The sequence below is a fragment of the Spiroplasma sp. BIUS-1 genome, from assembly GCF_010365805.1.
Lineage (GTDB): Bacteria > Bacillota_I > Bacilli_A > Mycoplasmatales > Mycoplasmataceae > Spiroplasma_A.
Genome location: NZ_CP048386.1, coordinates 384,806 through 399,522 on the forward strand (window position 1 = coordinate 384,806; position 14,717 = coordinate 399,522).

The following is a 14,717-nucleotide window of genomic DNA, read 5'->3' on the forward strand; positions in this document are numbered from 1 at the left end:
TATGAAAAAGATATTAAGTTTATTAGGATCAAGTTTAATTACGGTTTCTCCTGCAACTCTTTTAGTTTCGTGTACAACACCAAAAGTTAAATTAAATGAAATTTCAATGAAAACAATTACTGAACAAGTTGCTAAAGCAGCTTATTTAGAAAAAAAATCTGATTATGACTTTAATTATCAATTAGATGAAATATTAAAAGTTAAAAGAATTAAAGATGTTTCAACAATTTTTTCAACAAATGTTGATGATCAAATAACTGCTTATTCAAGAGTGGGAGAGTTATTTGATAAATATGTTGATTATAATTTATTTGTAAAAGACTATGAATTAAAAGATGGAATAAAACCAAAAGAAGCTTCTTCAATAGAAACTTTATTTGTAACATTACCAAATTTAGTTGAAATGTTATCTGATGGAAAAATTATTAATTTCTTGTTTAATTCAGTATTAGTATTGCCTGAAATTACAAATGTACTAAGAAACAATTACTTGGTAGGGTATTTAGATAAAATACTTTCAACAGAAAATACTGAATTACTAGTAAATGCATTTTCAAATGATAAATATGCTAACTTTACAAATCAAGAAGTAATGAACTCAGCTATTATGGGTTTATCAAATGCAATTGACTTTATGCTAGGAAATAGCAATAAAATTAATGTTCCTAAAAAAGAACAATCTAGTGGAAAAGAGTTTTTGGCAAGTATTGATAAATTAACAAAAAATCTTACTGCAATTAGAAAAAAAGAAAAAACTCTGAGTTTAGATCTTATAAGAGACTTACCAGCAATAGCTGAAATAATTAGATTTGCAAGAACTTTAATTGTTTATACTTCTCAAGGTGTTGCGAGTTTATCTTCAGATACAAGTAATGGAAATTACTTCAAAGAAATTGATGAATTTAGAAAAGCTTATTTTAATGTAAAAGATAACAATTTAAACATTATTTCTTTAATATATCTTCTTGTAGACACTTTCAACGATGGAAGTGGAATAAGAAAAATTTTAGCAGTTCTATTTCAAAGTTATGAAACACCGAATATAAAAAATGGATTAATACCAAATGTTAGTATCATTTCTAATGAAAAAATATATGAGACAGGTTTAACTCCTATTATTCAGTCTATTTTTAATAGTTTTATGCCTACACTAGATATAACTACTGGAGTTCCTTTGTGATTGACTTTAATACTTAAAGTTTTAAAAATAGATAGAATAAATATTGGAAGTATTTTTAATGAAATTATAGTTACGATTGTTTCTAACAACTCATTTAAAGAGATGATAGATGTTTTTAATAATATATTAGTAATAAATCAAATCAGTAATAAAGAGATTAAAGATAAGATTAAAAGCTTGAAACAAACTGCATTGTATAAAGAACAGTCTTGAACAAGTTTGTTTGAAGGAAATTTTATAAATGACCTATTAAAATTATTGAACAAAGAAACTGGTAATCAAATAAACATCAAATCCATTTTAAAAAATACTAAAATTAGTTTTCTAGGTAGTGAATTATCAATTACTGAAATTTTCTTAAAAATAAAAAATACCGATATAGGTTCAAGAAAATTATTATTGGATTTTGAAAATATTTCAAATCTGATTAAAGATTTAAGAAGTATATTAGATTTAAATAATGGTATTAAGCATCCTGAATTTATTTACAAAAACTTTGTAGATAATTTAGCTTCTATAATAGAAAATTTATCTGGAATTAAAAAATTGACTAATTGAATAACTGTTTCTGAAAATGGAAAACCTTCAATTTTAGATGAATATAAGCAAGATCAAAAGCAATTAAAAACAGATATTTACGATAATTTATATAACTTAAAAGTAACAAGTGTTAACAAATTATCTGATTATTCATATGAAGCTTTAATTGGAGAACAAACTTTTAAAGTAAATTATGTATTAAACAAGAAAAATAAATTACAAATTAAATCAATTAACTAAAAATACAATAAAAGTTAAGTTTTTGACTAAATTTCACTTTTATTTAAAAAAGGTAGTGTTTTTTATAACTTTTTAGTATAATGAGATTAATCTTTATATTTGCAGGATATTGCAAAGGATAGAGGTAATAGAGAAAAATATAAGAGGTGACTAGAAATGATCGGTATTATTTCAACAGCTTACTTTACAGTTAAAGACCGTCCAGGTATTAAAACAGTAAGAAAATATTGATGAAGAAATATGGTTATTCAACATGTTAAATACAGAGGGAAGTTTTTCGTAATCGCAACAATCGGTTATGGAAAAGCAAATGCTGCTATGGCAATTACTTATTTAATGGAAGAATACCCAGCTTTAGAAACAGTTCTAAACGTAGACTTAGCTTTATCAACAAATGATAAATTTGATACTACAGATACAGTTATGGCTACAAAATTCATCTACAGAGATGCAGACTTAACAGTATTTAAAGATATTAAATATGGACAAATCGTTCATGAACCAGAAGCATATGCTTTCAATACAGAATTTGTAAACCAAGTTAAAAACTTTAAACTAGGTGTTTCAGATGGTATTGTTGGTACTGCAAATATGTTAATTTATAACTCAAAACAATTCAAAGAAATGGTTGACAAATATGGTCAAACAATCGACGTAATTGATACTGAAGCTGGAGCATTAGCTCAAATAGCTAAAAAATCAAGCGTTAACTTTGTTGCGATGAAAGTTATGTATAATAATGCATTATCTCCATGAGATAATGATCCATTACATAAATTCAAAATTTATGAAACAGCTAATACTTTAAAATACTTATTAGCAAGATTATTTAACTTATTATCATCAAAATACGTTTTAGATTTCACAAAATCAACAAATGATGAATTAGAAGTTATTAATGAATTATTCGAAATGTCTCATGATGCATGAGCAAAACGTTTCAAAAAAAATACTACATCATTGATTTCAGGTTTAGGACCATCATTGATGTTAGTTGATAAAAAAGGAGTTACTCCTGAAGCAGTTGACATCGTTGAAGTTATGAAAACTAAATTAGACGATGAAGGACCAAGTAAAGTAATCTTAGGGGAAGACGAATGAAAAAATGCTCCTAAAAAATGATTACGTAAATTAATGTTCTTATCAAACATTCATGTAAATGACGATGAATTATTATGAAATAAATCAGCTAAATATGATATTAAAACATCAAAAATTCATTCAATGGAAGATGTAAGTAAAGCAGTTGCAAAAGCAATCGCAGACCGTTCACAAGATAAATCATCATATACTTATGATGGAACAACAGTTCTTAAAAAACATTTACTTGTAACAGTTGATGCAGCAATTTCATTCTACATTACAAACAACTTAACACATGAATTCGTTGAAGATCCAAAACATGGTTCAAAATTAGTAGCAAACGAATTTATCAAACACTTAAACGAACAATTAGCAGAAGTTGAATCACCATATGATAAAGTGGTTGTTTTCTTCAAAATTCCAGCAATGGGAGCTGCAAAATTACCAGTGTTTGTTCAAACTAAATCAAAAGCTAACCAACCAGTTGTATTTGGTGGGTACTCAGCTAAAAATCAAAAAACTTACACAGTTGTTGATATTACAAGAAATGATTACGACCCATTGAAAGTTGGATCATTCAAAGTTACAATTCGTTTGAAAAACTTATAGAATCAATAGAAATCACTCTAGTAGTGATTTTTTTTATTTTTTAGTATATAGTATTCTTGTAAAAAGGAGTGGCTTTTTGTGGCAAGTAAAAAAAATAAAACAAATAAAGATTTAGACAAAGATATAAGTTTGGCAATGGAAGAATTGTTAGACCTTTCTAATATTGAATTTGATGATGATAAAAAAGATAATAATTTAAAAGTTGAAAATACTAAAAAAGAACAAAAAGTTGAACCAGAAGAAGATTTTGATCCAACTAATTTAGCATCAATTATTAAACATGCTCGAAAAGCAGGAGCTGCTGCAAATGGAATAAAATGAGTTGACCCTGATAAAAAAAGAGAAGATGACATTATTTCAAAAGCAAAAAGCCAAGGAAAATCTGCTTATGATTCAGATGTTTTAAGAGAATTAATTTTACAAAGACAAAAACAAAAAAATGAATCAAAAGGTTTATCAAGTATAATAAACAAAGCAAAAAAATAATTTTAAAAAAGATAAGCAAATCATCTTTTTTTATTTAAACTAATATTAATTGACAAAAAGATATGGAAAGGTATTACTCTAATGGAACCAAATAATTTAGATTTAACTGAACTTAGCAATGAAATAGCTGAATCAGTTGATGAAATGATGAATGATGAAACCGTTGAATTCCAATCTCTTGAAGAAAAAAAATCAATTAATAAATTAGCAAAAGAACTTAATAAAGGTTTAAATATTGATGGAGAATTATTGTTAAACTTTGAAAATAAAGTTATGTCTCAAAGAGAACAAAGACTTTTAGTTAAACAATACTTTAGAACTAAATTTATTAAAGACTTTTTTCAAATAGTTTTAGCTGCATTTTTAATTGCTCTAACATTTGACTACTTTATTTCCGTTACAGGAAGAGCGGGTCTTTTCCCTGCAGGGATAGGAGCTATTGCTCGTTTCTTTGCGACTTTAACTTTCCCAGGTAAAGATCAAGTTAACTTACAATCATCATTTTACTTTGTTTACTACTTTATTGTAAACATACCTTTATTTATATTTGGTTACTTTAAACTTGGAAGAAAATTTACTTTTACAACATTCTTATTTGTAATTTTACAAATTGGTTTTGACCAAATTTTTCAAGCTTTACCATACATTAATCCAAAAGAGTTTCATTTAATAGTTAATTTCCAATTAATTTCAGGAATGCCAGGAGCATGAAATACAGGAATATGATTATTTATTTTTGGTGCACTTGGAGGGATTCTTTTAGGATTTTCATACTCAATAGTTTATAAAATCGGTTCTTCAACTGGTGGATTAGACTTTTTGACTGTGTTTATTTCAAATAGAACAAATAAACCTGTAGGTTCTTTGAATAGAAAAGTAAACTTAATAATTCTTGCTTGCGTTATTGTATTAAACACCTTAATTATTCCTATGAGTTTAATAAATTCTGACATTAAAATAGATGTTTTGCAAAACGGAAACTATATTCATAATCAAAAACTTCTGCAATCTATGTGAGATTACTCGCTTGATCATGGGGCTATAATAAATGTTAATGGAAGTAATGTTTGAGATCCTTCATTTGCTGCTTGATTTGGTCTTACTGGATCACCTGACATGTATATTAATTCATTGCCAAATAGTTTAACTCAACACCAATACAACTATCTTGTTGAGTTTGCATGTAAAGCAGGTTATGGTGATGATCTTTCTAATGTAAGTCCTGGTTTGGTTGCTAAAATTAAAATTCTATTTATTTTTGGACCATCATTATTTGCTTCATTTACTCTTGTAATGTGTGCAGGAATGGCAACAAATCACTTCTATCCAAAATACACAGTTAGAACTTATATGATAACTACAAACATGCCAAAAGAAATAAACAAAATGTTATTAGAAAATGGATTCCAAAATGACATTTTAACTTGAGATAGCATTAACAGAATTAATGGTAACTATTTACACAGAAGTGTATTGATGGTTGCTATGTCTGTTATGGACTGAGATAAAATTGAAAGACAAGTATTTATGGCAGATCCATTAGCTAAAGTAAATGCTATTAATACAAAATCAGTTAAAGGTCTATTTAACTATGAAATCAAAAAAAATGATGACAGAGATATTATTAGAACTAAAATTGAAACTGATGAATTAGAAAAAGAAAAAATAAGACAAATTGCTATTGTTAGAGCTCAAAGAGAAAATGAAAAACTAACAAAAAAACAGCAAAAAAGAAAGCAAAAACCAAAGAAAAATGATCAAAAAAGTGATCTGTAAAATCTAATAGTTTTTAAATAATCTAGTAAATTTATAGTATTTATTAGATTTTTTTGTTTATAATTATTTAGTAGTGGTGGTTTAATGAACGAAAATTACTTAAAGGAAATTATTTACGAAATGTTAGATTTAAAGCTAACTGAAGTAAGGAAAGAATACAATAATATTACTTTTAATGATTTAATATCTTATTTAAAAGATATAATTATTAAAAATAACAAGATAATGGATTTGAATGATTTGTCCTTCTTTATTATGAACATTAAGGTAAATAAAGTATTTGAATATCTAAATTTAAATGCAATTTTAGATAAAAGCAGTTCAATTGAAGCAGATTTAAAGAGTATTTTAGAAAGATAGTGGTTAAGTTGAATATCAACGATAAAAACATTAGTAAAAAACAAAAGAAACCTATTCTTAGAAGTTTTGCTATTTTATTGATAATCTGTTCATTAATTTTAGGGATATTTTTCTCTAGTTTAAAATTTTCAGAAAATATCGGGTTGGGTTCAGACTTTAATGGTTATTATTCAGCTCTTGTTTCAGTTGACAACTTAAATGAAGAGTCAAACACTAACGGACAACCAAACGGAAATGCAAAAGAAGGTGCTAAAGCACTTAATCAACGTTTAAACCCAATGGGAAATAATCAAATAATAATAGAACAAGCTGGTAATAACTTTTTAAAAGTTTTATCACCAGTTGATGCATACCAAAATGAAACAGTATTTAAAAACCAAATTCAAAAAAATGGTGGTATTGTTTTACTTGACTCAAAAGATAAAAAATACAACGATTTACAAATAACTGAGTCTAACAATAAAATTGAAAGAAAAGGTATTAACGACTACTTTACTGGAGCTAAATCAACTTCAATAACTTCATCAAATCAAAAAGAACCTGCTATTTCTTATAACTTAAATGGAGATGCTTTTAAAAGTCTTTTAACAGGTGGAAGTGAAGAGGGAACCTCACAAGAAGCTTCATCTTTATCTTTATTTATACTTTTAGATGCTGATGGTTTTTACAATGATATAAGAAACTACTATAACTTAATTAAAGGTGATAAAGAAGATAGGATAGAAGACTTTTTTAAAGTTGTTATTAATCCTTTAAGAGCAATTTATACAAATACAAGTACAGATTCTAAGGTAAAACAAATTTTGTTCGACCTTTTTTATGGTGAATGATACGATAAAACATCAGCCGGAACTAGCATTAAAAAATATGGTTCATTGATGGAATCAAATAATAGTGATTTAAAAGATGCAAAAAGCTTTGCAAAAGTTTCAGACACTTTCTCATATTTATCTGAAACTTCAAAATATGTTTATGATTCGAATGCTGTAACAAAAGATTTTGAAGCAACTGGAAGATATGGAACTAATGTAAAACTTTGAAATAATGCTAATTCACTTACTGATAGTGGACTTAAAGTTAATGAAATATTTGGTTTAATTAACCCTGTGTTAATTAAGTATGTTGGAGATAACTTAAAATCATTTAATGAACTATATTTAAATAACTTAAGAACTAACTACTTTTTATTTGACGGAACTGTTGCAGATAAACCAGGACAAAGTGCAGGATATATTGACGGAGATAAATTAATTACTAAAGTTGATAGCTATACAAAAGCAGAAATAGGATCTTCTTTATTTAATGCAGCAGGTAAAGGGTTTGTCTTTACAGTTAACTCAATTGCTACTTTAAATGGAACTGTTTCAAGAGTTATGCTTTGATTAGGAATGATTTTCTTACTAATAGTTGCTTTAGCATTGATGGTTTACATGACTTTCTTTTATAGATTATTAGGATTATTCTCAATGATCATTACTTTAGCCATTGTTGGAATGACACTGCTTTCATTAACTTGATTTAACTTAACGGTTGGTCCAGAAACAATAATTTCAACATTTATTTTAGTTGCTTTAAATATGGAAATCTTCTCAACTCTTTTTGAAAACATGAAAGAAAGCTTCTATTTAAAACAAAGAGGTTTAAAAACAAGTTTTAACATTTCTATTAAAGAAAATATTGGTCTTGCAGCAGACTTAGTTGTTGCATTGCTTGTACCTGCAATGTGTATGTTTTGAATTACTTCAAATGCAATAAGAGCTATGGCAATTACTATTGCAATGGGTTCATTCTTTACATTATTCTTTACAATTTTAATAGCAGTTATCTTATTTAAACTTGTTATTAATTCACAATGAATGATTTCAAATTCTAAATTCTTTGCTTTAAATACTGACTTTGCAAGTCAAGGAAAATTCTTATTAAACTTTAAAATAACAACTACAGAAGCTAAAATTAGTAAATTAAGTTCAAAAGAAATAGTTGATAAAGAAAAAATAAGTTTACTAGAAGATAAATTAAAGAAATTAAAAGATAAATTAGAAATAGTTACAAATAAAGAAATTGAAAAGCAAGATAAGAAACAAAAAATAGCAAAAGAAAAATTAAATAAAAGAATTGAAAAACTTAAATCTAAAGTTGAAAAATTAGATGAAGTTAAAAAAGCTAAAAAAATACAAAAGTTAAACTTTAAAATAAATGAATTGGTATTTATTAGAGATGATAAAACACAAGATATTCTTGAACAAGAAGGTCAAATTGTAACAAGTACAAATGAAAAACTAAAAATTAAAACAGTTGAAAGAAACATCAAAAATGGAACAAAAATGATTTCATTATTCAGTGTTATTGCACTTATTCTTTCGGTCGCACTTGGTTTTGTATTTGGATTAAGATTTGATAACACATTTGGTGGAAGAACTGACTATACATTCTGGGGAGAAAACATTTCAAACTCATATACTGGTATGATAGAACAAACTTTTGAGTCAAACGATCCTAAAGCTGCACCAATAGAAAAAGAAATAAAAAAATTAAAAACTGAGTTTGATGAGTTTGAGAAAGCAAATTTAAATGAAAAAGCAGCAATTGAAAATAAAAGAACAGAAGTTGTTGCAAAATACTTGGACTTTGTATTTGCTGACGCATATTATGTAAATTACATTTCAAACAGTTTACATTTAGACAATAACTATAAAAATCATAAATACTCAGTATCTTATGGAGATAAATTTGTTTACAATAACACCTCTGTTTCTCAAAACTGAATAACATTAACTGTTTATACACAAAATTTAAAACAATCTGCTGCAATTAAAAAAATGTTTAATTCATGAGGTGTTGATAAAACACAAGAGATAAGTGAAGTTAACGGATTTATTACAAAAGCTGTTAAACCAGCTACAATGACATGAACATTAACACAAATAGCAATAACAGTTGCTATTATCATATTGGCTCTTCTAATTTATATTTTAATTAGATTTAAATGAACATACTATATTGCTATGGTTGTTTCAATTATAGGAGTTCCTTTAGTAACTGCAGCTATAATTACTGTGTTACAAATACCTTTAGGAAACGTAGCAATTATTGCTATTGTAAGTAGTATTATGTTTGCAATAACATCATTGTTTATTGTTTTTGGAAAAGCAAGATCATTAATATCTTCAAAAAATGAAAAATCATTATATGACTTCTTTAAAAAAGAAATAGAAATTGTTTATGATACAAAAACAATCAAAAAACAAATGAACGATGAGTTATTCAAATTAAAAGGTGAAATGACAATAAACATTAAAGCTAATAATTTATCAAAAGAAGAGAAAAAGAAACTTAAATTAGAATTTAAAGAAATTAAACATAATAAGAAAATTGAATTCAAAAAAATTAAAAAAGAGAATAAAATAAAAATAAATAGAGTTGGTAAAAATAACAACTATCTATCTGAAGTACTTGTAAAAAGTTTCAAATTTGGATTTGTAAGATGTTCATTACTTTCAGCTTTATATGTTTTAGTTGGAGCATTAATGGTAATTTCAATGCCAACAATCTCTGCATTCGGACTTTCAATTATAGTTGGAGCAGTAGTAACAAGTTTATTTGTATTATTTGTATCATTGCCTTTATGAGTTATTTTTGAACAAATAAGAATTAGAAATAGACTTGCAAGAAAACGATTTATAAATGGTCTTCAAGTTTCAAATGAAGAACAAATTATAGAGGGTATAAACGATTAATAGAGGATTAGAACTATGGACTTAAAAAAATATATTTGAGATGTTGAAAACTTCCCAATTGATGGAGTAACATTTAAAGATGTAACTCCATTATTAAATGACACACAAGCTTTTAAATATACAGTTGATCAAATGGTTGAGTATGTTAAATCTAAAAAAGCTGATGTTATTGTAGCACCAGAAGCTAGAGGATTCTTATTTGCATCAGCAGTAGCATATGCTGCAAATTGTAGATTTGTGTTAGTTAGAAAGCCTGGTAAGTTACCAAGAGAAGTTAAAGATGTTGAATATGAACTAGAATATGGAAAAGGTCACATTCAAATTCATGTTGGTGACTTAAAAGAAAATGATAACGTAGTTATAGTAGATGATGTTTTAGCAACTGGTGGTACAATGAAAGCGATTGTAGAACTTGTTAAACAAGAAAAAGCTAATGTTAATGGTATTGTTTTCTTAGCTGACTTATCATTCTTACATGAACCAGAATTATTTAAAGAATTCGATTCAAAAAGTTTAATTACATATTAATAAAAGACAAGGAAATAACCTTGTTTTTTTATTTATAAAATATTTTTATTTTAGTAAAATATTTTATAAAGTATGTATAATTAAAGAGAAATATCTGCATAAATATATTGTGTTGTAAGGGGAAAAAATGAAAAAATTATTGGGAATGCTGGGTTCGGCATTATTTGTAGTCTCTTCGATTGGGACTGTTGTTTCTTGTGGCGAAGTTGTTATAAAAAAAGAAAAATTAAAAACTATAGATCAAAACTTTTTAATGTGATCAACAAATTCATTTTATTGAAATAAGTTACAGTCAAATCAAAATTGTTCAATAGAGGATATGGTGGATTTTTTTAATAAAGATTATAATAAAGAAAAAAATATTATTCCAGATGGAATAATGAGTATTGAAGCTAGTAAAAAAGATACAGATGATGAAATAATAATCAAATCAAATGTATATTCAAACTATAAACAAAATGAAGATGTAGTAATTTATTATTCATCTAACCCAAAAACTATAGATGTATCAAATATTTTCAAGCAAAGTATTCAAAGTTACTTTGATTCAGAGAAAAGATATAACTTTTTAGATGATGCTCAAATTAGTTTTGGAAAAGCTGTATTATCTCAAAATACTTTCTTGCTAGAAGATAAAAAAACGGAATTAGAACAATTTGTTGCTAAAAATAACTGAGGGAATAGTGACTCTATGATGAAAATAGATGTTATAAATGGAACTTGATCATTGGATACAACAAAACTGCAACCATTTTTAAATACAAAACAAGGATATGTATTTGCAGAAAAAGAGTTAAGTGGAACAATAAATATTAAACAAAGTTCTCAAGAAGTTGATAAATTATTAAATGGTAAAATTCAAGATTACTATTCAAACAGTGGTTGAGTAAATAATTTTATTATTAATTATAATAATACTCAAATTTTCACACAAGGAACTTTAGGTTTTGGTCCAAATTCTCTTAAAGATAAAACTTTAAGTGATGTTTACACTCAAATTATTAATACTGTAAAAGCAAATTCAAGTGTTACATTAACAGATAAAGATGAAGAACAAATATTTAGTGATTTATTTGCTTTATTTAAAGATATGTATATAAATCCTCCATTAAACATTATTGATAGCAAAGTTATTGGAACAGAAAATATTAAGATGACAGTAACTGTGCAGGCATATCAAGTTGGAGAACAAAATAATAACTTTGAAGCTTTTAAAGATATTGAATTTAAAGAAATAGAAACTATACAAAAAGGTAATGGTAGTAATACTTTTAAAGTCTATACATTTAGACAAAATGAAAAAGAAATATCATATTCTAACTATAGACATAACGTAAAGGGATAATTAAATGATTGAATTAAAAAATATAACAAGGATTTTTAAAGATGGTAAAGGTATTCATGATATTAACTTTAACATTCCTGAAAAATCAATAGTAGTTTTCATTGGAAACAATGGGGCAGGAAAAACAACAACAATTAGAGCGATATCGGGAGAATTAAAATTGCACTCTGGAGAAGTTTTAATTGATGGAGAAGATTTATTTAAAAACAAAAACTTAAATAAAGTAGCATTTTTTCCAGATACAAATTTAATTCCTAGAGGAATGACTGTTTTTGAGTATGTAAGATACACTTGTGCGGCTTATGGAATTAGAAAAGCAGAAATGAACGAAAAAGTTACTCCGATTTATGAATTGCTTGGAATAACACAATATATAAACACCAAAATAAAGCATCTTTCATCTGGAACTAAGAAAAAAGTTGCTATGGTAACTGCTTTGGTGTTATCACCAAAATATATTATTTTTGATGAACCAACAGCCAATTTAGATATTGAATCTAAAATTGAGTTTATTGAAATAATCAGAGTTTTAAATTCTTTAGATGTATCAATAATGATAACAAGTCACTTAATAGAAGAATTAGAAGATATAGCAACTCATGTTGTTCTTATAAACGAAGGCAAAATAGTTTATAACAATGAGTTTGATAGAAAAAAAGAAAAGATATTAGATATTTATAAAAATTTCATTGAAAAACCTGTTTTTGATAAGGAAATTATAAAAGATCTTTATTAGTAGGAGGCAAAAATGAATAATCAAAATTCTTTAAAAGAAAATCAAAACGAAAAATCAAATGGAATACATGTTTTTAAAAGAAAAAAAGCTAAATCAAGAGTTTTAGACTATGAAAAAGTTGGTTGAAATAACTTTTTCATACTTTTAAAAATAAATTTAAGAAGTATTTTTAAAAGTATTCCTATATTAGTTTCTGGTGTTCTTTTTGTTATTTCTAATTTGTTAATAACTCTTTCTATGCATTTCATCAAAAGTGATAATGGACAATTAAATTATTCTGTATTTTCAATCTTGCTTTCTGCTCAATATATAATTGGTGTAACTTTATTTTCAATATTTATTACTATTATTTGTATATTTTTAATGAAAATGCATAAAAATTCAGGAATACAAAATATTGAACTGAGAGCTGGAGTAAGTCCCACTATTAGTTTTATTTTAAGAGTTGTTGTAATTGTTTTTACAATAACTTTTGTCTCTACAATAAATTATGTATTAAACATCTTAGTTTCTTTAGGTATTAATTTTGGAGATGAAAATGGTTTAAAAATATTGACAACTTCATTTGCATTTTGATATTTATATGGACTATTGTTTGCATCAATTGCTATCTTAGCAGTTCAAGTTGTTTCTTTATTGGGATCAACTATGTTGCTTGTTTTTGTAGGGTTATTATTTGCAGTAGCACCAGCTTTAACAAATCTTTCTAGAAGTACTTCTGCAATGAAAAGAATTATTGCTCAAAAAGATATAATGTATAAGATGTATCCAAATCTGGTTGCAGGACAAGAGTTTTATAACATCTTGAGTTCTGAAAACATTGATACAAAACTTTCTAATTTAACAAATGATCAAAATTTCTTTTCTCAAATAAACAAAAATATAGGTGAATTATTTTTAGGTGGAACAGATAAAGTTATAAGTTTTGAAGATTTTTCATCAGACAATATTTCTTCATTTGTATATGATGCAAATACATTACTACAATTTTTAGTTCAAACTGGAAATTATAATGTTCAAATGACAACTAAGTTTGAAAATAAAAATGACAAAATGAATGATTATCTTTTAACAAACACCGCTCTTTATAATTTAATAGATGATATGAGAATCAGATTGGATAATTCTAATTTTGTGGATAATCAAGAAAATGAGTTTTTAATAACTGATAATAATCCCAACAAAATTGTTTATACAGATATTGATCCAGCTATAAATGTTTTGAAAAAATCTTATGGTAGTTCAAATACTTCTATGAATGCATTTTTAGATTTAATTTCTTATCAGAAAAAACAATTAGAAATGTATGATTTAGTTTCTAAAACAAGTGAGAAAGTAAAATATGAAAGTGAACCTCAATATTATAATTCTGGAGGTTATGTAATTCCAAAATATAAATATGATCAAAACAGTATTTATATGGATTTAAAACAAGAACATAAACTTTCTTCTTCAATGCAAATGATTTCTTACATGACAATGCAGTTATACAAAGATCTTTATATGGCTGGAAATAACGTCGATAGAAATTTTGATATAGATAGTTTCTTAAAAACAAATACTTCAAACTATTATTTGGACTCAACAAATAAAAAATATAACTTATTAAACATGCTAAATATTTTAAATCACCCGGTTTTAATTTATTTAAATGGACAAACTTCTCCAATGACTTGAAATTACTTATTCAAAGAAGTTTCTTTAATAAATAAATACTCTTTAGTAGATTTTAAAGTGAATATAAATTATAGTGCTTGAAGTCATATGTATATTGATTCAAGTGAAAATCCAAATTTAAACAAACCCAATAAAACATCAAATGATGCTATTTTATTCGCCTCAAGAAATGAAGGTAGAGAAAATCATGTTATTGTAAAAAATAATATTTTAGTTTCTGGTATTGTTATTTGATATTTATTTATATCATCAGGGTTAATAACATTTAGTTATTTTGAATATATAAAAAGAGCAAGATATTAAACTTACTTGAGTAAGTTTTTTTATTTGCCTTTAAATTACACTTATTAATTAGTATTATATATTTTATTTATATATAATATAAATATTATGGCTAAATTTTAGTATTAGGGGAGGAAT

The 14,717-nt window shown here is 25.7% G+C and carries 10 protein-coding genes; all 10 read left to right on the forward strand.

The window, feature by feature from the left end; all coding sequences use genetic code 4:
• Nucleotide 1 precedes the first annotated feature (1 nt).
• The 10 genes from SBIUS_RS01860 (at nucleotide 2) to SBIUS_RS01905 (ending at nucleotide 14,600) form a co-directional block, all read left to right on the forward strand.
• Nucleotides 2–1,960 (forward strand): hypothetical protein, encoded by a 1,959-nt coding sequence (locus SBIUS_RS01860; RefSeq protein WP_162684808.1) that lies wholly within the window; start codon nucleotides 2–4, stop codon nucleotides 1,958–1,960.
• A gap of 156 nt (nucleotides 1,961–2,116) precedes the next feature.
• A complete protein-coding gene (gene fib / locus SBIUS_RS01865) occupies nucleotides 2,117–3,652 on the forward strand; it encodes a cytoskeletal motor fibril protein Fib (protein ID WP_162684809.1) in 1,536 nt (511 codons plus the stop codon).
• 78 nt (nucleotides 3,653–3,730) lie between these two features.
• Nucleotides 3,731–4,138, forward strand: coding sequence for a hypothetical protein (locus tag SBIUS_RS01870; protein WP_162684810.1), 408 nt, complete (start codon nucleotides 3,731–3,733; stop codon nucleotides 4,136–4,138).
• 81 nt (nucleotides 4,139–4,219) lie between these two features.
• Nucleotides 4,220–5,914 (forward strand): YitT family ABC transporter, encoded by a 1,695-nt coding sequence (locus SBIUS_RS01875; RefSeq protein ID WP_162684811.1) that lies wholly within the window; start codon nucleotides 4,220–4,222, stop codon nucleotides 5,912–5,914.
• 84 nt (nucleotides 5,915–5,998) lie between these two features.
• Nucleotides 5,999–6,274, forward strand: a complete 276-nt coding sequence (locus tag SBIUS_RS01880) for a post-transcriptional regulator (protein WP_162684812.1) — start codon at nucleotides 5,999–6,001, stop codon at nucleotides 6,272–6,274.
• A complete protein-coding gene (locus SBIUS_RS01885; RefSeq protein ID WP_162684813.1) occupies nucleotides 6,274–10,011 on the forward strand; it encodes a protein translocase SecDF, variant type in 3,738 nt (1,245 codons plus the stop codon). Before SBIUS_RS01880 ends, SBIUS_RS01885 begins: the two co-directional genes overlap by 1 nt.
• Nucleotides 10,012–10,026: 15 nt before the next feature.
• The gene (locus SBIUS_RS01890; protein ID WP_162684814.1) at nucleotides 10,027–10,539 is read left to right on the forward strand and encodes an adenine phosphoribosyltransferase; all 513 of its coding nucleotides are present in this window, start codon (nucleotides 10,027–10,029) and stop codon (nucleotides 10,537–10,539) included.
• Nucleotides 10,540–10,666: 127 nt separating this feature from the next.
• Nucleotides 10,667–11,884, forward strand: coding sequence for a Vmc-like lipoprotein signal peptide domain-containing protein (locus SBIUS_RS01895; RefSeq protein WP_162684815.1), 1,218 nt, complete (start codon nucleotides 10,667–10,669; stop codon nucleotides 11,882–11,884).
• Nucleotides 11,885–11,888: 4 nt separating this feature from the next.
• Entirely contained in the window at nucleotides 11,889–12,620 is a 732-nt protein-coding gene (locus SBIUS_RS01900; protein ID WP_162684816.1) for an ABC transporter ATP-binding protein, read from the forward strand.
• A gap of 12 nt (nucleotides 12,621–12,632) precedes the next feature.
• A complete protein-coding gene (locus SBIUS_RS01905; protein ID WP_162684817.1) occupies nucleotides 12,633–14,600 on the forward strand; it encodes an ABC transporter permease in 1,968 nt (655 codons plus the stop codon).
• The last annotated feature ends 117 nt before the right edge of the window (nucleotides 14,601–14,717 follow it).